We start from the raw sequence: 22,247 nt of genomic DNA on the forward strand, positions 1-22,247 counted from the left end.
CTTCAGGTTAACAAGATAAATTTAAGAATTAGCTGTATACTATAAGTAAATCATGATTAAACATGAAATGTATTGCTTTGAAATATAACTTAAAAGCTTAGAATTAAGCAAAAAATTTGCTATTGAAGGTTAAACTCAAATATATAAAAATGAATACTTTTCTAAAGTATGATTATTATTACTTACTGTAAGTTAGTTATGAATCATATAATAGCACGCCAAGCGTAACATTTTATTATTCAGAAATTAAACTATAGTTACGCTAAACAAATAAAAATATAAAATTAAAAAAATAATGATTAGATCAAATCACTTTGGCAGATTGCAGGAAATTTGTTATGTAGAATTTTTTTAAATTTGATATTAAATAAGATAATATTTCTCTTTTAAAAAAAGAATTATATTTAAAATTTAATAACATCAACACTATAATTTATCACTACTTTGTAGTTAATAAATAAAATTTATTTGCGGGTGCAGTTAATGATTGGTCGAATTATTATTATGGACTTTGGTAGCCAAGTAACAGAATTAATTGCCCGTCTGATACGAAAGTCTGGGGTTTACTGTGAGCTTTTCCCATTTAATGTTGACCTTAACTTAATTAAGAATTTTAGTGCTTCTGGCGTTATTTTATCAGGTGGGCCTTATTCAGTTTACGATAAGAATGCACCCCAAGTACCGAATTTAGTGTTTGAGATGAACGTTCCAATCCTTGGCATCTGCTATGGTGCCCAGCTACTATGTCACCAACTTGGTGGCATAGTAGAGCAAAGTGAAAAACAGGAATTTGGTCGAACTGAAATTACTATCAAGGATAGTTGTCTTCTATTCAATAAATTATTGCCGCTAGGTAGGGTTGAAACAGTTTGGATGAGCCATAAAGATCGTATTACTGCAATTCCTCCCGGTTTTAAAAGCGTAGCGACCACCCCTTCGTCTCCATTTGCCTCTTTTGCTAACGAGCAAAAACGAATATATGGATTACTGTTTCATCCAGAAGTGGAGCATACGCCATGTGGAAACCAGCTTCTACGCAATTTCACGTATAAGGTTGTTGGGCTAACATCTAGCTGGAATGTAGCTTCCTATAAGGATCAAGTAATCTCAAAAATTCGTAAACAAGTCGGAAATAGTAAGGTACTATGTGGATTATCTGGTGGCATTGACAGCTTGGTAACAGCCTTGTTAATTCACAAGGCGATTGGTGATCAATTAACCTGCATTTTTGTTGACAACGGCTTGATGCGTTCCGGAGAAGCGAAAGAATTTAATCGTTTATTTCGCAGGCAATACAATATCCCGCTTATTACCCGCGATGCAAGCGAAGAATTTCTTAATGAGCTAGAAGGAATTGATGATCCAGAAATTAAACGAAAGACCATTGGTGAGTTATTTATTAATATCTTTGATTCTGAAGCTTCAAAAATTGAAGGAGCGAAATTTTTAGCTCAAGGTACTTTATACACAGACGTGATCGAGAGCTTGTCCAAGACTAACAGTCCTTTAATTACCATCAAATCTCATCACAATGTAGGTGGTTTACCTAATGTAATGAAGATGCAACTTGTAGAACCATTGAGAGAGCTTTTCAAGGATGAAGTCCGAGCGTTAGGTCGTGAATTAGGCATACCAGATTCCTTAATTAACCGTCACCCATTTCCTGGCCCAGGCCTTGCTATCCGCTTAATTGGCTCTGTTACCAGAGAAAAGCTTAATATATTAACTAGTGCTGACGCGATTTACCTTGATGAGATCCGCAAAGCGGGATTGTACGATGAAATTTGGCAAGCTTTTGTAGTATTGTTACCAATACGTACAGTTGGTGTGATGGGAGATTCTCGTACCTACGATTATGTTTGTGTGCTGCGTGCGGTAACTGCTAGTAATGGTATGACAGCAGATTACTATAAATTCCCGCATGAATTTCTTAGCCGCACTGCTACTCGTATCGTTAACGAGGTACGTGGCATTAATCGAGTGACTTACGATGTTACAAGCAAACCACCTAGCACTATTGAGTGGGAATAATTTATTTAAATATTCCATATTATGGAATATTATACTAGATTGATTGTCATTAATACTTAAAGTTAAGATAAAGTTTCTATGCATACAGCTCGCTTGGACAAGCAAATAAACTATTGGTTTAATTTTTCAATCAACTAATATCCAACATATTAGGTATAAAATTTCATTTTGGAGTAAAAAATTAACAGGAATTGAATGGAGCAAAATATACAATCACTCGTACCAGATCGATCAATTAAATGGTTTAATTAGTAATTGTTATTGATTCAACAAAGAAGATTTGTGCTAAAAAAATTTAGAATCATTTTGTACTAAAATGCGTTAATATCAATATCGAGTAATGTCATATTAAATTGATAACAAATCTCATCATCCTCATCATCTCGGAAAATAACGCCAAGAAACTCATCGTTAAGCATTACTTCAGCAGAATCCTTTTTGTTAGTTCGAGGAATAATAATAATGTTTTTGTTGGAAAAGCGATTACGCAAGTACGCCTGTAGTTGAGCAATTTCTTTAGGATTCATTTCTCTCTCCTTGTCTTACAGACATTCCCACGCACTAACATTCGTTAGCACATTAAATCTGCTCTTCCAACTAATCATTAGTTGTCCTGCAATATTTGGAGTTAGTAATCGCGGTTGATGATTTGCTATCTTTTAAAACTTGTTAACTGTAATAAAACTATTCCAGATAAATTTACGGCCTATTATTATGTCCATAACACATCACCATTCCAATTTTTATTAATTCTCAAGATGCTGGAATAGATTTTATTTTAAAATAGATCACTGTTTAGCTAAATTTTACGCTTTGCAATAATGCCAATCCGATAAAGCCAGGACAGTCAGTGCAAATAAACTGTTAACTATTAAATGATTGCCAAAAACAATATTTTTGAAAATAAACATATTAGTTAAAGCCAAACAAGTAACATATATATTGCTATATGTTACTTGTTTGTATAAATTTACTAACTATTAATAATTTAATTAAATAATCTCGCTTAGCTTACATACAAATCTTACAGATAGAATAGTCCGATCCTGAAAATAGCTGCAATGCTAACCTAATCATTATTCTTGTCATAATGATAGATCAATGAAAGCAACAAAAATAAACGGAAAAATTTATCATTTGGCTGATTAGCAAAAATAAATTGTATATTTATAATAATACTTTTTTGAAAAAAACATTTCTACTAGAGACCAATATCCAACTGTATTAAAATACTTAGATCAACGCTTATTGATATACTTTAGTTATCTAAAATCACTTCATTTCTCATAGTATGGCATTGTAAGTGGTGTTAATCACTATCGATAATAATATCTACTAGATTGTTAAAGTTTTTATTGCATTTTGGACAAGTATCTAAATTTTTTCAATTTAAAAAAAACTATGAAGATATTTTTACTCACCTCTTAAACATCATACACAAAAATTAAATTCTATATAAGCTAATTGATATCAATAGCTTATACTGTGATAATAGTTTGTCTATAATGATAAAAACCTTGAGTTAATCTATTCTTGCACGGCATCATGAATATATTATGTTGTAAAAACATATTTAAATAGCTATACGAAGGCAATTATCTATCTAACGCAATGCAATATAAGTTTTTGCGATTTTCTTCCTATTGTATAATAATTTTCTTTCATCAGGAGTGTTTCGAGTGACTTCCGAAATCTCCGGTTGGCGCCGTGCAACTAGCCTTGTTCGCGCTGGCCTGGCTCGTACCTTAAACAATGAAACTGCTGAGACACTCTATCTTAACTCGGGATTTGTCTTTAATTCCGCAGCTGAAGCCGAAGCAGCCTTTAAGGGTGAAAACGACGTTTACATATATTCGCGTTACAGCAATCCTACGGTTACCCTCTTTGAACAGCGTTTAGCTGCCTTAGAGGGAGCAGAAATGTGTAGAGCAACTGCAACTGGAATGGCAGCTGTTTTCTCTGCATTATCCTGCCAACTAAAGAGCGGTGATCGCATTGTGGCGGCACGTGAGCTATTTGGATCCTGTCATTACATACTTTCAGAGATCTTACCAAAATGGGGTGTGGAAACTAAGTTTGTAATTGGCTCTAACTTGGATTCTTGGAAAACCGCACTATCACAACCTACTAATGCAGTGTTCTTAGAAAGCCCATCAAACCCAATGCTTGACCTGGTAGATATAGCAGCCGTAGCTGAATTAGCTCATAATGCCGGTGCTAAAGTTATCGTTGATAATGTTTTAGCTACACCACTTTTTCAAAGCCCACTAGCGCTTGGCGCAGATATAGTTGTCTATTCCTCCACTAAGCACATTGATGGTCAGGGTCGATGTCTTGGAGGAGCAGTCTTAAGCTCAGCTGCCTGGATGAATGATTATTTTATCCCGTTTTATCGAAATACTGGACCTTCTATTAGCTCATTCAATGCTTGGATTATGGCAAAATCCTTAGAAACTATGGAATTACGTGTGGAACGGATGACATCAACAGCTGCTAAAATTGCTAAATGGCTAACTGGTCATGAAAAAGTTTTACAGGTTCGCTACCCTGGACTCGCTAATCATCCTCAACATTACTTAGCAAAGCGGCAAATGATTAATTATAGCAACATAATTACTATAGAAGTAGTCGGAGGCAAAACGGGTGCATTTAATGTTCTTGACGCTTTTAGTCTCATTGATTTGTCTAATAATCTTGGCGATGCGAAGTCACTTGCCTGCCACCCAGCTACCACAACCCATGCAAGAATCCCAACAGATGAACGTATTGACTGTGGCATAACTGATGGAATAGTACGAATATCTGTAGGTCTTGAAGACCTTGACGACTTAATCGAAGATCTACTGCAAGCGTTAGGAAAAGCCTGCTAATTATTTCTCATTTAGATCTTACAGAATTACTAAATAGGCTTTATTAATAATTTAATTTTAGTATTACTTAGATTGGGAAATTGTAAGCTATCTTTGGTAAAGTATAATATCGCTTATATTGAGTGTAATGGCAATTATAGTTAATTGCTAGTAATAATAGATATCTTTTAATAGATTAAATTAACTGCTTATTCTCTTTAGATAATTATTCACACTTCGAGTTAAAAAATATTTTTGTATTAGGTAATTTTATTTCACGCAACAGAAAATTTATAGTTTATTCAAATATGCTAATAGAATTCGTTTACTCATTGCAAGGACTGCATAGTTGCTTATGCAAATTAAAATATATATCACTAATTTGACGATCGACTGGTCAAACGTCTACAAATCAGCCATTAAATCGATAATAAGCCAAGTAATAATGGCAAAATAAAAACGAGCGATTACAAAGCAAATTCTCGCTTATTTATAATGCATTATACAGAATAAGTTAAAGAAAATTAATGGCTATAGGCATTTTCCCATCAAATACTCTTATCAAAGATATTTTTTCGTACAATCCCAAATGTTTGCAAACCTAACAAAAAGCTACTAAAATATTAAACTTAATCAAATAATTAAATGAGGTGAGTCGATTAAATAAAAATTAAATAGTTAGATGTAGTTAACAAAGCATAATAAAATCAACCATTAATATAATGTACTAATATGATAACGCTAATGAATCACTATGCTACTGCATATAAATTATTATAATTAAACTTTGAAAGCCACGCATGGTTAATTAAAGATTTTAAGTATATAAAAATTCGTAAAAAAAAATAACCTAAAGAACAATAAGTTCCTAGTTGTAATTAGCAGCTGTTTGCGTATAGATCTCTATCTGTTATAAGCTTGATATCTGCACTATTGACATATCTCAATTTTACTCTCATTGCTCCGAATAACTAACTGATCCTAAGCAATATTTTATAGTATTAAATGATGACTCAAATGAGTATGAAATGCACGTGCAGTATAGATTGCTAAAAAGATTGCTCGACATTTTCAACCTTGAAATGTTATAAGTGTGCTAAATACTTTTTCATTGTAGTAATCTCTAAAATAAATTCCCATTTGCATATTTTATGCAGCATTGCATTCAATATGCCAGGTTATTATCGCCTCAGCATTATACTGAAATTTTCATATAAAGATTAGCTTTTATATTATTACGAGCAATTAAATAACCAAGTTAAATTGCTCTCTAGCTTTTAGCAGCAGAAAGATATTGGGAATCATGTATAATGGATGGCAGAATATAAAAGTACAATATTTAAAACATAATCGATGTTTATCTTTATCGTTAAATAACTATTATCATTTTTTATATTGTATGCGATAGCGCAATTAGGAATTAATATAACTTCATTTTACGAATTATTGGAAACAATGCAAGGATGAATCCTCTCGCAGCAATTGGTCGAAACTTTATCACTTTTCTTGCCAGCACTGGTAGAATCGTGCTATTTGCTTTATCGATAATCTGCCATTGCTTACAACCACCGCTCTATTTACGGTTAATATTGCGTCAATTTATTGAAATCGGATATCATTCTCTTCCGATGGTAGGAATGACTACTTTATGCTCAGGCATGGTGGTTGCATTGCAAAGCTATACAGGATTTGCTAGATTCTTTGCCGAAGAAACGGTAGCAACAGTTGTTGTGATATCTATGCTTCGTGAGCTCTCTCCAGTACTAACCGGATTGATGGTTGCCGGAAGAGTCGGAGCTTCAATGGCGGCAGAAATAGGCGCAATGCAAGTCACCGAGCAAATAGATGCACTAACAACATTGTCAACAAATCCTTATAAATATCTAATCGTCCCTCGAATCATTGCATCCATCATTAGTCTGCCGTTTTTGGTATTGATAGGCGATATAATAGGTGTTTATGGTGGGTTTATGATTGGTATTTACAAATTAAATTTTAACGCTGCTAGCTACATTTTTTTTATTGTGCATCATTTGGAAAAAATTGATGTCATTGCCGGTATGGCAAAAGCAATAGTATTTGGTTTTCTGATTACACTAATGGGTTGTTATCAAGGATTTAACTCTCGTAGAGGAGCGCGAGGAGTTGGCCTAGCTACTACTAATGCTGTAGTAGTAGCTTCAATAATGATCTTGCTAACAAACTATATTATCACCGAGATTTTTTTTATTAATTAAGGGCGAAGCAGATGAGCAAGATCATTAAGCTTCGTATACGCAACCTAAAGAAAAGCTTTGGCTCTAAAATGGTGCTAAACGGCATTAATTTAGATATATGCGAAGGCAAAAGCTTAGTAGTAATCGGCGCCTCTGGCAGCGGCAAATCAGTATTATTAAAATGCATCATTGGTCTAATTAGGCCTGATTCCGGTGTTATTGAAATTGATGGTAAAAATGTAATCAGCCTACCGCGTTACGAGCGGGAAGCTTATATGCACAAATTTGGTGTACTATTTCAAGGTGGGGCTTTGTTCGATAGTCTTTCAGTTTGGGAAAACGTTGCTTTTGGACTAATAGCAACGAGAAATATAAATCGATCTACTGCCCGTGGTATCGCTTTAAAGAAACTTGCTCAGGTAGGTCTTAGTGAAGATGTAGCTAATTTATCTACTGCGGATCTTTCCGGAGGTATGCAAAAACGTGTATCGTTAGCTCGCTCCATAGCAAACGATCCTAAGTTTATCTTCTTTGATGAACCAACTACTGGACTCGACCCAATTATGGCCGACATCATTAACAAACTAATCGTTAAATGCACACGCGATCTAGGTATAACAGGTTTTTTGATAACTCATGACATGTCCAGTGCACGTAAAATTGCCGACAGGATAGCTATGTTATACCATGGCAAGATCATCTGGGAAGGAGCAGTTAATAAAATAGATAATTCAGGGAATAACTATGTCAATCAATTCATCAACGGAAAAGCTGAATTGCCGATTTAGATAATAACTTAATTTTAACAAACACATTAGAGGTTATTATGATAAATTCACGCATTTTACTCATTGATTTGAAAAAACTAACGTTATTTGACGTATATTAATTGTTAATTACAATTTCTATATAAATCAAAGTTTAATTTTAATTGAATTTCTTGCCAAGATTCCTCTAAAAGCATGATCCAGTAAATAATATTACTGGTAGTAATATTATTTACTGGATCAATTATGATATAATTCACCTGTCAAGGTGAATTATATCAATCGCTAATCTTAGGATAATAATGCTGGTTTGGTAACGTATTATAAAACACGCAATATTATAACTTAATACTAATATTAAGCAAAAGTTTATTGTTTAGATACATTTATTAAGCTATCAAATTTGTCATTAATACGTTCGATTGCTAACTAATATAATTATATTTTTATATAGAATCATTTAGCTATTTAGCAGACATACAAGACTTATTTAGCAAACCTAAAAAGGATATGCCATTGGCTACTCATAGCTAACCAAACAAAATGCAATCATCAATACCATGCGCGAAAACAGTATAGAAATAAATCTCTATACTGTTAATCAGGTACTTTGAAGAGTAAGCTGATTGCATGAGATATAAATTTTATTTAATACTAAAAGCTAATCATTAGTTCAATGCTGAGAAAATACGTTGTTTTTTTAGCTAGAGAAAACAAGAATAAATATTATTTCTCAAAGTTATTCATGATCAGTTCAATACTCATTATCATGAGTAATCTCGGCTATTAGTGCTATAAACTACCATGCTCTTTTGTTAAATCTACTGAACTATTAAATAGGTTGTAGTTTGCTTAACATTACCTTCAGATCTATGCGAATAGTACACCACTACCAAACTAAAATACAAAAAAATATTAACAATCAGCAGTTACCAGCTGTGCTTTACCCTCTAAGTATTTTTTAAAAAAAGCCAATAAATTTCCCGATAATGCATACAGTATTTTATGGACTAAAATCAAACAGCAGTTTAGGCATAATATTAGGTAATATGTCATATAAGTAATGTATTAACTCTTTTAGCAAAAATTGTCTAAAATATGATAACCGCACATAGATTACTAATGTCCATTATTATAGCAACATGCACAGTATCTAGCGCGAAAATAGCGCTTTTGAGCATTCTTTAGTAACTACCGTTAGTTTGCTTTATGAGAATACATTTCAATTCTTATTGAACAGCAGTTTACACAAAAGATTAAGTATTGATAAATCAACTTTATAAGTTCTATGATTAGTTTAGTAGGCAATCGATATCATATCAATGGTATCAATTTCTCTATAAAATCGTATAAATAATAAATGTTTAACGAACATAATGTACCAAAATTATAATATCCATTTTCTCAAAAAAAAATAATTAATATTAAAAATTTTAAGATAGGGAATTAATTAGCTAAATTCAAAGTGTTATTAAAAACTTTGATTTACGTAAAACACCTTAAACAAAAACTAATCTAACTACTTTATAGCAATAGATTAGTTTCTTGTTTTGATACGGATAAATGAATTAATTTTAGCTTAATTCAAATAATTGTATTTTATATGAAAATCAATATTATTGATATAATAATAATCACCTTTATAATTTTTTCTAGTTTACCAGCTTTTATCAAGGGATTTATTTCTGAAATATTCTCTATCTTTGCTTGGATCAGCGCTCTATTAGTAGGAATTTATAGTTACAAGCTTATCACTATATATCTAGCAAAATTTATGGGCACAGATTTTTCGGTAAAAATATTGATCGCTAGTGGCGTATTGTTTGTCTTATCTTTAATATTATTCTTGAATATGGGACAATTAGCTCTTCGAATGATGCCTATGATAAAATATGATTCGGTAAACCGAGCGCTTGGCTTCATTTTTGGAATAGTTCGTGGGTTAATAATCGTTGGTTTTGCCTACTTGCTACTTTCATGGATTGAGCCTAACCCAGACAATTATCCAAAATACTTGAAGGAAGCAAAATTACTACCTATGATTGTAAAGGGAACAAATCAGCTACTAACCTTAGTACCTAAATGTCTGGATACCAAACTAGTTGAAAACCCAAACACCTGACTCAAGCCATTAGAAAATAATAAACGTATTTACATAAATAAATAAAAATATAGAATAAGTTATCAGCAAAATATAGAAGTTATAAATTTATTTTCTTTAGAAGAATTATATCATTTACTATATTAAATAGTAAAGTTAATAAATTAATTACATGAGCCTCAAAACACTTAGTTGCTTTATAAGCAATTTTGTTTTAACAATTTTGCTTTCAGCCATATTGTTGATTTATGGTTTTCTTTAATCATTGATAACTCATGGAGTAAAAATCGGATTTTGACATGACAATCATAAATTCTTTATCTAACGATGACCATCTTCACGAAGAATGTGGAATTTACGGAATTTTTGGTACATCTGACGCAGCTGCACACACCGCTCTTGGCTTACACGCTCTACAACATCGCGGTCAAGAAGCTGCTGGAATCGTAGCCACTGACGGTCAATATTTTAACATACATAGAGGTATTGGTCATGTTGGCGAAAATTTTGGCGAGAAAAATCAAGCTGTCCTGGCTCAGTTAGTCGGGCACTCAGCGATTGGCCATACTCGCTACTCTACTACTGGCGAAACGGCCGTACACAATGTGCAGCCGCTATTTGCTGATCTAGAATTTGGTGGCTTCGCGCTTTGTCATAATGGCAATTTAACTAATGCATTGCAAATGCGTGAAAATTTAGTTCGCCATGGCTCAATTTTTCATTCTACCATGGATACTGAAGTTATTATCCACTTAATAGCTAGATCTCGAAACACCTCAGTGATTGATCGCCTAATTGATGCCATGCGTCAAATTGATGGTGGCTATTCTTTGATTTGCATGAGTAAAGATCTACTTGTTGGAATGCGTGACCCATTTGGTGTGCGTCCGCTCGTTCTTGGTAATGCTGATGGAGCATATATTCTGTGTTCAGAAACTTGTGGATTAGACATTATCGGTGCTGATTTCGTACGTGATATACATAGAGGGGAGTTGGTTATTATTGATAGCAAAGGAATTCAATCTTTCTTTCCATTTCCTCCCCGTCCTAGCAGATTTTGTGTTTTTGAGTACATTTACTTTGCTCGCCCTGATAGTTTTGTCGAAGGCAATAGTGTTTATGCAGCTCGCAAGAATATAGGCAAATACCTAGCTTATGAAAGCGGTGTGGATGCTGATGTAGTGGTCCCGGTACCAGATTCTGGTGTGCCTGCAGCTATTGGTTACTCCGAAGCCTCAAATCTCCCATTTGATTTAGGTATTATACGCAACCACTATGTTGGCCGTACATTTATTCAACCAAATGATAAGGTACGCCACCTGGGAGTAAAATTAAAACATAACGCTAATCGCAAGCAGCTTGAAGGCAAACGGGTTATTTTAGTTGATGATTCTATTGTACGAGGCACTACTTCAAGCAAGATTGTTGAAATGGTCCGACGAGCAGGCGCCACTGAGTTACACTTACGCATAGCCAGCCCACCAACTACCCATTCGTGTTTTTACGGTATAAATACTCCACAAAGAGAAGAGCTATTAGCGGCGCAGTTTGACATACAAGATATGGCCAATAAGATTGGTGTAGATAGCCTTGCGTTTATATCAATTGACGGTTTATACAGCGCTATGGGTAAAACATCAAGAAAAAATGATAATCCACAATTCTGCGACGCCTGTTTTACCGGTGAATATCCAATCTCACGAGTCGATTATGACAGTGGAAGAATAATACACAAGTCTTGATTTTACATAGAATTATTTGCATAATCTAAAAAGTTAGATAATAAATCAAAATTTAATTTCCATTACTTCATTGCCTAGGTGCGGATATTTGATTACTTAGAACACATTGCCGAAGTTTCTTTATAACTACGCTGAGCGGGTGGTCATCTAGTATAAAATGATTATACATTACAGTATAATAAAATTAAATATTTCATTCAGTCAATAATAGTAAACAATATAATTTATTATATTGTTTACTATTATTGACTCTGTATTAAGTTTATTTAATAAAGATTTTACGAGTGAAACAAGCTTATTAACTAAACAATTAGTATACTTAATCGACTAATCATTACCTAATAGTAGCACAAAATTTTTATGTAAAAGCATTTCATAATAAAAAGAATATTTTTGATTCGCTTGTTAGATCAAGCATAATATTTGCTATTTTGTTTTAAAACCATTCAATCCGATAGCTAGAAAAGATACTTCATTAATACGAGTAAAATATCAATATTTCTGAACTGTTAGCAGCTTTTGTTTGTATTCTACGATCAAATAGGTAAGTGTATTACCTTGCATTATTCTATTTACAATCAGAATAAAAAGATATCAAATCATTTATTAATGATGTCGGATAATAAACCATGTTCAATTACTAAGTCACAAATAATATCAATTTAATCAACAACATCATCTAAACTTAGCAAGATTTACATGAACAAACTAACTTTATTATCAGTTTAATGAGCGGGTGCTAACCATTGATTTTATTGCAGTAGCAGCGAGATAAACAAGATATTAATGTTATATCATCGTCTAATTTTATTATATTTTCCATATGCACTAGTGCACAGAAAAAGAAAAAAATAAATATTTTGCAGTAAAATGATAAATAATGTACTTTTCAGGCATGTTTCTTTCAGTATTCTATTAAAATCCAATTTTTCTTATTACTAAACGGCTTATAAAACATCGACTAACGATGATAAAAACTCGTTTACTTAAAGTGAACGTTCAAGTTATCTGTCAATTATCTGTATGTAATTAATCCAGTATCTATATCTTCGATCTTTTTTAAATATAGAATATAATTCATAGCTATAGATATATAATATAAATTATTAATCGCTAATCATGAAAATTCATCCGAAATAGATAATCAAACATCAAATTTAAAGTATAGATAATGAATTTTATTTATATTAAATCGACCAATTGAGTAAAAACTTTACTATATTTTGTTATAAATTAAATGAAACTATAATAGCTATGCGACTTAAATGTAGGCCTTAGTAATTATACTAAGCTAATAATTGGCCTTATCCATTATAAGCTAGTGTGATGCTCTTAACCAAAACGCCCAGTAATATATCCCTGGGTACAGCTATTAATAGGATTAGTAAAAATTGCCTGAGTATCTCCGACCTCAAGTAATTCGCCAAGGTGGAAAAAAGCCGTACGTTGTGATACACGAGCTGCTTGTTGCATTGAATGAGTAACGATAATAATAGTGAAATTTTCACGTAGCTCCTTGATTAATTCCTCAATGCGAGCAGTAGCAATAGGATCAAGTGCTGAACACGGCTCGTCCATCAAAATTACTTCTGGATTTACTGCTATAGCTCTAGCAATACAAAGGCGTTGCTGCTGTCCGCCTGACAAGTGGGTACCAGGCTGCTCAAGACGATCGCTAACTTCCTTCCATAACCCAGCGCGATCCAAGCAATTCTGGACAATCTCATCTAGCTCAGACTTACCATAAGCGATACCATGTATACGAGGGCCATAGGCGATATTGTCATATATGGATTTTGGGAAAGGATTTGGCTTTTGAAAAACCATACCTACTCGCGCTCTAAGCTGTACTACGTCAAGAGATGAGTCATAAATATTATAATCATCTAGCGTAATTTTACCTGTCACTTTACAAATATCGATTACATCATTCATCCGATTTAGACAACGTAAAAAAGTAGATTTGCCACATCCAGAAGGGCCAATTAACGCAGTTACCTCATTCTTATAAACACTTAAATTAACATGCTTCAATGCATGTTTATTGCCGTAATAAACGTTGACATCACGGGACTTAATTTTAGTGAAGCGATTAGCTAACTGTTTAGAATCCGATAATTTTGCTGCTAAATTAACATCAGGCGGATTCAAAGCTCTGTTAATCATCTTTATATCTCTCTAGCATCGACGCTCAAAGCGTTTGCGTAACAATATAGCTACTGCATTCATTAAAACTAAAAAACTAAGCAGAACCATAATACCTGCTGATGTCCGTTCAACAAAAGCTCGCTCTGGACTGTCAGCCCAAATATAAACCTGAATCGACATAACAGTAGCTGGATCGGTGAAAGTTTGCGGAATGTCTACGATAAAAGCAACCATGCCAATCATTAGCAATGGAGCTGTTTCGCCTAAAGCTTGTGCCATACCGATAATTGTACCAGTAAGTATCCCGGGCATTGCCATAGGCAAAACATGATGGGTAACAACTTGTAGAGGCGAAGCACCAAGGCCAAGAGCAGCTTCGCGAATTGATGGTGATACCGCCTTTAAAGCCGATCTGGCTGCAATAATTATAGTAGGTAATGTCATCAGAGCTAGCACTAAACCACCAACTAATGGTGCCGAGCGCGGCAAACCAAAAAAGTTTAGAAAAACAGCTAGGCCTAACAAACCAAATACAATAGAAGGAACAGCTGCTAAATTGTTAATGTTAACCTCAATAAAATCAATGAATCTATTATTTGGTGCAAATTCCTCCAAATAAACAGCAGCCATTACTCCAACTGGAAAGGAAATTAATAACGTAATAGTCAAAGTTAAAATTGAACCAATTAATGCACTATAAATACCTGCTTCTTCAGGATCGCGACTATCACCAGTAGTAAAAAAGTCAGTGTTAAATACTGAATGAATATGACCCTCCGATTTTAATTGATCATACCAGTCGATTTGCAGATCCTTTACTCGGCGATCACTTTCTGGTAGATCACGGTTAATAAAACCCTTAGATAGATTATCTAAATCATCAGAAAGTTTTAAGGAAACCGTCTTAGTTGTGCCAACAAGAGAAGGATTACTCAATACCATGTTACGCAAAACCAAATCAGCTTTTGGTGAAATTATCCCGTAAAGCATACGAATTTTACAGCGATTACCGATAGCTGCAGGAAACTTTTGTTTTAAAGCATTATGAATCAACGCTAAATAATTAGCTTCCTTTAACTTTACTTCTTCAACTGCACCACCATCAGGATTTAACACTTCGCTACTAAATGTGATGTTTAACTCAACTTTGTGTAGCCAAAAAGCTGAATAGCCTTTAGATACAATACTGCTCAACAAAATGAGCAAAATTATTCCGGCAGCGCCCACACTGGAAATACCTAAAATACGAAAACGCCTTTCGCTAGCATAGCGTTTAGCAAGATGTGGACCACTAAAATCCGGCAAACGAATTGTTTTACTAGATGTAGATTTACCTAAAGAAGTAGAAAGTGTATTATTCATAATGCTCTCGGTACTTACGTACCACTCTGAGGGCAAGGACATTAAGGGCAAGGGTGATTAAGAATAGTACCATACCCAAAGCAAATGCTGAGAGAGTTTTAGGGCTATCAAATTCTTGATCGCCAACTAACAAAGTAACGATCTGCACTGTGACAGTAGTCACAGCTTCAAACGGATTAACTGTTAAATTAGAGGTGAGACCAGCAGCCATAACCACAATCATCGTTTCACCGATTGCTCTACTAACAGCAAGAAGCAAAGCTCCTACAATACCAGGCAAGGCGGCAGGCATAACAACCAAACGAATTGTCTCAGATTTAGTAGCACCAAGGCCGTACGATCCGTCACGCAGTGATTGAGGAACCGCTTTAATCACATCATCTGACAAAGATGAGACGAATGGGATGATCATAATTCCCATTACTACTCCAGCGGCTAATGCGCTTTCCGAAGAAACATCAAGCCCAATACTTTTTTGCCCAGCTATCCGAAAGGCTGGTGCAACAGTGGTAGCTGCAAAAAAACCATAGACCACCGTTGGTATGCCAGCCAGCACTTCCAGCATAGGCTTGGCGAATGCTCGAAATCGCGCTTTAGCGTATTCAGCCATGTAAATTGCCGACATCAGACCAATTGGTACCGCCACTAACATAGCTATAAAAGTAATCAGCAAGGTACCGGCAAATAGTGGCACTGCACCAAAAGCACCAGAGGAGCCGACTTGCTCGGTGTGAATGGCAATTTGTGGACTCCAATTCAAACCAAACAAGAATTCGTGCAATGGAATCTTGCTGAAGAAAATAACACTTTCAAATATTAGCGAAACAACAATTCCCATCGTGGTCAGAATCGCAATTAATGAACTGATAATTAATATAAAATTGATTACTTTTTCCACGATGTTCCGCGCTCTCATATCAGGGCTAATACGGTTACGAGCAAACCTTAAACCGCTGATACCCACACAAAAAACTGCGATTAGCATCAGCATAAAACTTGTTTGACGCAAACTGTTAAGTTGCTTGGCTGCAGTTGCAATGACTCGGTCATTCATCTTTGAAAAAAGACTACCATTAGCCGCATTATGAATATCATTAAGTAGTAAGCCATATTCGGAGGTAGAAAGATTTTGCGTTATATTTATCGGCAAGTTGCTCATAACAACTCCGTCAATGACGTGAGGTTCTACGATTAGCCAAACAATAAGCATAACTAATGAAGGAATACCGATCCATATAGCAGTATAATAGCCATAATAGCTAGGTATGGAGTTCAAATCCTTCACGACACCGCCTGCAGTTATAATCGCTCGGGCGCGTCCTATGGTGTAGCCAAGGGTAGCGAAGCCAATCAGCCCAATCACCACAATGAAAGTATGCATTGATCCTGGCCCCCGAGAGCGATCCCCTCTGGCGCTATACCAGTGATGGATAAAGGGTCTAAAGAAAAGATGTTTTAAACATATTATAGCTGGATCAAAGAACTGAATATAAAGATTCTTGATAAATAATAAACAGTAATAAATGGTTAACAAAAATTAGAAACTGCAAAGGCGTGGATTCAAGCAATACATTCGATACAATGGTATAATTGAATACTACAAGGGTAATAAAAGTTAAAGATTATTCTTTTATGGCGTATAATAACATCTTTATAAGATCTAGTATTGACATATATCCATTTTAATAAATTTTGACATTAGTATAACCGGTTACTTAAGAGTAAGCTTTCCTTACGATTTAGCTTCTAGGTAGCATGAGCCAACATACAGCAAACAACTTAGTTAACAATCATGACTTAGCTGTTGTAATAAACGCCCAAACTAGGACCTGGGCATCAGTGAGGTTGCCAAGTAAATCAATGGCCTTCACGAAGTAGTTAGACTTTGATCTTTGCTTAACCTCATATTAATCCAGCCAACCATTAACAAGAAGCATAGTTAGAGATCCACCAGATCCAAACTGTACAGCTAAAATATCTCAAGCAAAAGGCGAAAAACACGTTTATGCGTAACAAATGCCGCCGAATGCTTACTTATCCCTCTGATTTCTATACGATTTACGATATCTTGAGAAACAGGCAACAACAAAATTTCATCATTCCTTATACTAGGATATCATTTAATTTATTAAACACCTCCTAAAAAGCAATATATCGAGTTAGACTAATGATCTGTTAGCAAATTAAGCAAAAATTCATTATCGATTACTAATATTGTACCATGGTTAACTGATTAAAAATTTTACTGTAAGTGTTTTCAAAACGTTACTCTAAAGTATTGTTCAAGGTGTTCTACTAATAACTTATTAGTATTTAATATCTCGTAACTAATTATTACATGAATGTCAATGAATCGCATAGATAGCTTAATGCAAGCTAATATTTAAATCCTAAATCAAAATACCTTCTAATACAATTAACTTTATGATTCTACCGAATATATGCTTGAGTCAATTATTTTAAACCAACGATCCAATACCTGATTACGTTCTAATTCTGGTAGCGGAATTAAACCATTGATAGTTAGATATCCTTCCTCACCAACTGCTTCATCACTAATAAACTCAGCTACATATTCTTTTATTCCAGGTATCAAATCAATATGGTGATTTTTTATGTACAAAAATAGAGATCGTGCAATGGGGTAAGAACCGTTAGCAATCGAATCAAATGTTGGAGGAATACCTTCGATGAGAGAACCATGTATCTTGTCGGTATTTTGCTCAAGAAAAGAAAAGCCAAAGATCCCTATTGCAGATGGGTTTGATTCTAGCTTCTGAATAATGAGATTATCGTTCTCACCAACTTCGATAAACTTACCGTCTTCACGCATAGATGCAAATATCTGCTTAAATTTACTCTGATCATAGTTAGATAATTTATTTAAGAATTCGAGCTTTTTAGCCCCTGTTTTCATTACCTGTTCAACGAAAGCGTCTCTAGTTCCGGAAGTTGGTGCAGGACCAAGAACCTCAATTTTAATATCAGGTAAATATGCGTTAATTTGTGACCATTTAGTATATGGATTAGCGACTAATTTACCATTAAATGGTATTTTCTTAGCTAAAGCTAAGAAAATATCTTTATAGCTCAGATTAAATATCTTAGCTTGTTTGGAATTAGCCAATATAATACCATCAAAACCAATTTTAATTTCAGTAATTTCTCTCACGCCATTCTTGGCGCACAAAGCAACCTCTGTTTTTTTGATCTCACGAGATGAGTTAGTTATATCTGGGTATTTAACGCCAATACCTTGACAAAAAAGCTTTATACCAGCTCCTGAACCGGTCGATTCAATGACTGGAGTTCTAAAATCAGTTCTTTTACCAAAATTCTCAGCGACCAGTGCAGCGAAGGGAAAAACAGTAGAAGAGCCCACTATGCGAATTTGATCACGAGCCTCAACACGAGCCGTCATTGCAATAAAAAATAACCCAATAATAATGGCCAACTTGGTAAATGACAAACTCATTAATAGCCCACCAGTATTTTTCTTAAAAAGAAAATGACTTATACTTTCAATGAAGTTTTATATGGCGTATCATGCTACGAGCTATTATCCCCGCATTCGATCAAATAATTAAATATTTAAGTCTCATTCAGACAAAGCCTGGACTATCAGGTTAGTGTTGTGCATCATCAGTTCTATATAAGTCGAAGCATTACCGTTAAGTTCTGACAGTGCTTCAGAATACAACTCACCGCCAAATTTTGCCCCAGTAGCATTAGCTATCTGTATCAGCAAGCGGGAATTGTTGGATTTCTCAAAAAAATATACTTTAATACGATTGCTTTTAACCTGTTCAATCAATTGAGCGATATCAGATGCAGAAGCCTCATTATCGGTAGAATAACTTAGTGGAGCAAGAAAATTCAAGCCGTATTCACTACCATAATAACCAAAAGCTTTATGACTAGTTAAAAGCACACGTCGTTCTTTCGGTACCTGAAGGATTTTAGTTTTGATAGTAGAATTAAGCACTTTAAGTTGCTGACGATATGCCTCAGCGCTAGCTTTAATAGCTAAGGCATCCTGCGGATCAGCCTGAATCAAAGCTGATTCGATATTATCAACCCAAACCAATACATTAGCTACACTATTCCACACATGCGGATCGTTTATAATCCTACCATCCTCATTAAAAGAGTGAATATTTATACCACGAGATACAATTACTGGCTTCCTATTAACACCTGTTGCTGTAACTAAACGCTTAAACCAAACCTCAAAATCATCTAAATTTATGAAGTTAATATCAGCTGTCTTAACATTCTTAAGGTCTGCGGGAGAAGGCTCAAAATTATGCGGATCACCATTGACCGGCACCAAACTTTTCACAGAAACATGATTGCCACCGACATTTTGAACCACGTCGGCAATAATCGTAAAGCTAGCTACCGCATTAATAACTTTAGCTGACACTGAGGAAGAAACACGTAAAATTAACGAGATAAATATGACAAGACATATGAATGTTTTTTTATATGTCATTTTACTTAAATTAGTTTTTTAATACGTTAATTAAAAATTAAATAATATTCTTTAGTGAGATCGATTATAAATACTAGTACGGGTGCCGTATGGTCCAATGATTAGAGAGACAGCATAAATCAAACTTGCGGATATAATAATAGACGGGCCAGAAGCAAATCCTAAATGATATGAGGCAAGCAATCCGAAAAAACCAGAAGTAACAGCACTTACAGCAGCAATTAATGCCATTACAGGTAGAGTGCGCGCCCAAAGCTTTGCGATTACCGCAGGTAGTATCATCATGCCAATAGCCATCAAACTACCTAGCGTTTGAAAACCAGCTACTAAATTAATCACAACGAGAAACAGAAACAATAAATGGTAAATAGCACCACGCTCACCAACAGATCGCAAAAAGCCTGGATCAAAACAATGCAAGACCAAAGGTCTGTAAATTACCGCTAAAGTAATTAAAGTAAAAGAAGTTATTAATCCAACGAGAAAAATCGCTTGAGCATCAATCGCCAGAATAGTGCCAAATAGTACATGTAACAATTCAATATTAGAACCACTTAAAGAAAGGATCAGTACGCCTAAAGCTAAAGAGGTCAAATAAAAGCTAGCAAAACTCGCATCCTCTTTTAAGACAGTTGTCTGACTCACAATACCTGCAAGCAAAGCTACGATGAGACTTGCTATAATACTTCCCATCCACATTGCAAACATGGAAATGCTACCTACCAATAAAAAAGCAATAGCAGCACCAGGCAAAATTGCGTGACTCATAGCATCGCCAATCATACTCATACGACGTAGCATTAATAATACTCCCAATGGACCAGAGCCCAAACCTAATGCGACAGATGAGACTAGCGCACGCCGCATAAACCCATAATTAGCAAATGGCTCGATTAGTAAAGCTGACATATTCATCTCTTAAATCTCCAACAACTTGCTATAAAGCTTGGGTTCCTTGGACCAGCCATCAGCAATAGATTGCGCACTGAGTAAATTGGCAGATGATAAGGTATTTTCCGTTGGCCCCCAGGCAATTGACTTACGTGCAAGAAGCAAAGTATTAGGGAAATGAGCACGAATCTGCTCAAAATCGTGTAAAATTATTATAATCGTACGTTTTTCATCATGCCAACGAACAATAATACTTAACAGATCCTGAGTAGTTCGATTATCGATTAGATTAAACGGTTCATCAAGAAGGATTATTTTAGGGTCCTGCAGTAACAACCTAGCGAAAAGAACTCTTTGAAATTGCCCAGCAGATAAAGTGCAGATTGACCGCCTACCAAAACCGCTTAAGCCAACCGCTGATAGCGCATCAGTTGCCTCGTATTCCATTTCTGAAGTTACTCCGCTAAACGGCCCTATTCTTGGCCATGTGCCTAGAATAACGGTATCGATAACGCTGATCGGAAAACTACGATCAATTGTAAGTGATTGTGGTAGATAACCCAAAGTGCTATTGGATATTCCACCTAGGTCGATTTTTCCACTGTCAGGTAAAAGTTCACCCATAATCGTTTTAATGAGTGTTGATTTTCCAGCTCCATTAGGTCCAGTAATTGCAGTCATCGTGCCAAATTCAAATGCTCCAGATAGATCATCGATAACCAGTTGTCTATCATACGCAATAGACACTTTGTGCAAATAAATACCAGAATGGTTCACGGTAAAGAAACTGCCCAGAGTATAGCTAACCACAAAGCAGTGATGACAATAAGGACATTTAACAATCTAATATATGCTGAGCTTGAAATCAAAGAATTAAAAAATGAATAAAAATGCGGCATTGTTGCACCTAATAAATCATTATTATACCTAGCAAATACGGAAATAAGTTTAGCATATTTTTATAGTACTAAAAATTCCCGCGTAATATAACTAAGAAGTATGATCATTACTAGATGTTATAACATAACAATAAGAATATTTTTATTAAGGCAAGCAATTAGCGCTTGCCTTAATAATCAATCAAAGTTAACGCAAAAAGATAACTATACCGTCTTTAGGCTTAAAATATTTAATTAGTTAATACTAATTTTTGATTAAGGAAGTGCAGTAAATAATTCACACAAAAAAATAACACAAGCAACTTACTCATTGATTTAACAATTACTTTTAGTAAAGCTAGGAATTTTTCCTGCGCCTGTAATAAAATTATTTTAACTATAGCAATTTGATTTCTAACCTAATTTGTCTATTCTCTAAATTAACTTTATAACAAACTATCTAATTATTTAATCAATGACTTAATTGATATAAAATTATCCTAGTTTTTTAAGATAAAAAAAATAATATATTAGCTTATATCAAAATTACTTTAACAATAATAAGTATAATTATACTTATTATTGTTAAAGTAATTGCATCAACAAATATGAAATATTCATCATTACATCAAATAACATCGAGAAAAACTACTTATTATATTAAATATATGCAAGTAATAATCTATTAATCTAGCTCATAAGCGCAAAATTATTCTTAGATTATAATATCTGGTCAAATATTCAACATAAAAACAGCTCCTTCTCAG

At 34.4% G+C, this 22,247-nt stretch carries 15 protein-coding genes; 7 read left to right on the forward strand and 8 right to left on the reverse strand.

The genetic code is table 11. The annotated features are described in order from the left end of the window. Window positions 1-483 precede the first annotated feature (483 nt). Window positions 484-2,031 carry a glutamine-hydrolyzing GMP synthase gene (gene guaA / locus A1OE_RS02910; protein ID WP_015088720.1) on the forward strand — a complete coding sequence of 516 codons (1,548 nt, stop codon included), beginning with the start codon at window positions 484-486 and terminating at the stop codon, window positions 2,029-2,031. A 311-nt stretch (window positions 2,032-2,342) separates the two neighbouring features. On the opposite strand, the gene A1OE_RS02915 is transcribed toward guaA, so the two are convergent. Continuing rightward, a complete protein-coding gene (locus tag A1OE_RS02915) occupies window positions 2,343-2,558 on the reverse strand; it encodes a DUF3126 family protein (RefSeq protein WP_015088721.1) in 216 nt (71 codons plus the stop codon). Between the two features lie 1,152 nt (window positions 2,559-3,710). Here A1OE_RS02915 and metZ point away from each other — a divergent pair. The 5 genes from metZ to purF all read left to right on the forward strand — a co-directional run bounded on the left by metZ (window position 3,711) and on the right by purF (window position 11,706). Next, window positions 3,711-4,901, forward strand: coding sequence for an O-succinylhomoserine sulfhydrylase (gene metZ / locus A1OE_RS02920; RefSeq protein WP_044283269.1), 1,191 nt, complete (start codon window positions 3,711-3,713; stop codon window positions 4,899-4,901). A gap of 1,442 nt (window positions 4,902-6,343) precedes the next feature. After that, on the forward strand, window positions 6,344-7,117 hold the full coding sequence (locus A1OE_RS02925) for an MlaE family ABC transporter permease (protein ID WP_015088729.1): 774 nt from the start codon (window positions 6,344-6,346) through the stop codon (window positions 7,115-7,117). Window positions 7,118-7,128: 11 nt separating this feature from the next. Next, window positions 7,129-7,884, forward strand: coding sequence for an ABC transporter ATP-binding protein (locus A1OE_RS02930; RefSeq protein WP_015088730.1), 756 nt, complete (start codon window positions 7,129-7,131; stop codon window positions 7,882-7,884). 1,582 nt (window positions 7,885-9,466) lie between these two features. Further along, window positions 9,467-9,985, forward strand: coding sequence for a CvpA family protein (locus A1OE_RS02935; protein ID WP_015088734.1), 519 nt, complete (start codon window positions 9,467-9,469; stop codon window positions 9,983-9,985). A 278-nt stretch (window positions 9,986-10,263) separates the two neighbouring features. After that, on the forward strand, window positions 10,264-11,706 hold the full coding sequence (gene purF / locus A1OE_RS02940; protein ID WP_015088735.1) for an amidophosphoribosyltransferase: 1,443 nt from the start codon (window positions 10,264-10,266) through the stop codon (window positions 11,704-11,706). Between the two features lie 1,332 nt (window positions 11,707-13,038). On the opposite strand, the gene pstB is transcribed toward purF, so the two are convergent. Genes pstB through pstC form a run of 3 tightly spaced genes read right to left on the reverse strand, consistent with a single transcriptional unit; the run spans window position 13,039 to window position 16,597 of the window. Further along, complete coding sequence (pstB, locus tag A1OE_RS02945) at window positions 13,039-13,872, reverse strand: phosphate ABC transporter ATP-binding protein PstB (protein WP_015088738.1); 834 nt, start codon at window positions 13,870-13,872, stop codon at window positions 13,039-13,041. Window positions 13,873-13,884: 12 nt separating this feature from the next. Next, window positions 13,885-15,216 (reverse strand): phosphate ABC transporter permease PstA, encoded by a 1,332-nt coding sequence (gene pstA, locus A1OE_RS02950; RefSeq protein WP_044283271.1) that lies wholly within the window; start codon window positions 15,214-15,216, stop codon window positions 13,885-13,887. Then, entirely contained in the window at window positions 15,209-16,597 is a 1,389-nt protein-coding gene (pstC, locus tag A1OE_RS02955; RefSeq protein WP_015088740.1) for a phosphate ABC transporter permease subunit PstC, read from the reverse strand. Before pstC ends, pstA begins: the two co-directional genes overlap by 8 nt. Window positions 16,598-16,971: 374 nt before the next feature. Between pstC and A1OE_RS04555 the strand changes: the two genes are divergently transcribed. Then, the gene (locus tag A1OE_RS04555) at window positions 16,972-17,094 is read left to right on the forward strand and encodes a hypothetical protein (RefSeq protein WP_015088741.1); all 123 of its coding nucleotides are present in this window, start codon (window positions 16,972-16,974) and stop codon (window positions 17,092-17,094) included. A gap of 544 nt (window positions 17,095-17,638) precedes the next feature. Here A1OE_RS04555 and A1OE_RS02960 read toward each other — a convergent pair. From A1OE_RS02960 to A1OE_RS02975, 4 genes are all read right to left on the reverse strand, one after another. Continuing rightward, window positions 17,639-18,691 (reverse strand): substrate-binding domain-containing protein, encoded by a 1,053-nt coding sequence (locus A1OE_RS02960; protein WP_015088742.1) that lies wholly within the window; start codon window positions 18,689-18,691, stop codon window positions 17,639-17,641. Window positions 18,692-18,814: 123 nt separating this feature from the next. Further along, the gene (locus A1OE_RS02965) at window positions 18,815-19,711 is read right to left on the reverse strand and encodes a metal ABC transporter solute-binding protein, Zn/Mn family (RefSeq protein ID WP_015088743.1); all 897 of its coding nucleotides are present in this window, start codon (window positions 19,709-19,711) and stop codon (window positions 18,815-18,817) included. 51 nt (window positions 19,712-19,762) lie between these two features. Continuing rightward, window positions 19,763-20,626, reverse strand: a complete 864-nt coding sequence (locus A1OE_RS02970; RefSeq protein WP_015088744.1) for a metal ABC transporter permease — start codon at window positions 20,624-20,626, stop codon at window positions 19,763-19,765. A 3-nt stretch (window positions 20,627-20,629) separates the two neighbouring features. Next, on the reverse strand, window positions 20,630-21,379 hold the full coding sequence (locus A1OE_RS02975) for a metal ABC transporter ATP-binding protein (RefSeq protein ID WP_044283272.1): 750 nt from the start codon (window positions 21,377-21,379) through the stop codon (window positions 20,630-20,632). Window positions 21,380-22,247 lie beyond the last annotated feature (868 nt).

This window comes from Candidatus Endolissoclinum faulkneri L2 (assembly GCF_000319385.1).
Lineage (GTDB): Bacteria > Pseudomonadota > Alphaproteobacteria > Thalassobaculales > Thalassobaculaceae > Thalassobaculum > Thalassobaculum faulkneri.

What these genes read in the sequence shown, in the direction of transcription:
- A1OE_RS02965 (WP_015088743.1), bottom strand. Translation starts at nt 19,711, where the DNA reads ATGACATATAAAAAAACATTCATATGTCTTGTCATATTTATCTCGTTA.
- A1OE_RS02960 (WP_015088742.1), bottom strand. Translation starts at nt 18,691, where the DNA reads ATGAGTTTGTCATTTACCAAGTTGGCCATTATTATTGGGTTATTTTTT.
- A1OE_RS02970 (WP_015088744.1), bottom strand. Translation starts at nt 20,626, where the DNA reads ATGAATATGTCAGCTTTACTAATCGAGCCATTTGCTAATTATGGGTTT.
- pstA (WP_044283271.1), bottom strand. Translation starts at nt 15,216, where the DNA reads ATGAATAATACACTTTCTACTTCTTTAGGTAAATCTACATCTAGTAAA.
- A1OE_RS02930 (WP_015088730.1), top strand. Translation starts at nt 7,129, where the DNA reads ATGAGCAAGATCATTAAGCTTCGTATACGCAACCTAAAGAAAAGCTTT.
- A1OE_RS04555 (WP_015088741.1), top strand. Translation starts at nt 16,972, where the DNA reads ATGAGCCAACATACAGCAAACAACTTAGTTAACAATCATGACTTAGCT.
- purF (WP_015088735.1), top strand. Translation starts at nt 10,264, where the DNA reads ATGACAATCATAAATTCTTTATCTAACGATGACCATCTTCACGAAGAA.
- A1OE_RS02915 (WP_015088721.1), bottom strand. Translation starts at nt 2,558, where the DNA reads ATGAATCCTAAAGAAATTGCTCAACTACAGGCGTACTTGCGTAATCGC.
- A1OE_RS02925 (WP_015088729.1), top strand. Translation starts at nt 6,344, where the DNA reads ATGAATCCTCTCGCAGCAATTGGTCGAAACTTTATCACTTTTCTTGCC.
- guaA (WP_015088720.1), top strand. Translation starts at nt 484, where the DNA reads ATGATTGGTCGAATTATTATTATGGACTTTGGTAGCCAAGTAACAGAA.
- pstC (WP_015088740.1), bottom strand. Translation starts at nt 16,597, where the DNA reads ATGCATACTTTCATTGTGGTGATTGGGCTGATTGGCTTCGCTACCCTT.
- A1OE_RS02935 (WP_015088734.1), top strand. Translation starts at nt 9,467, where the DNA reads ATGAAAATCAATATTATTGATATAATAATAATCACCTTTATAATTTTT.
- pstB (WP_015088738.1), bottom strand. Translation starts at nt 13,872, where the DNA reads ATGATTAACAGAGCTTTGAATCCGCCTGATGTTAATTTAGCAGCAAAA.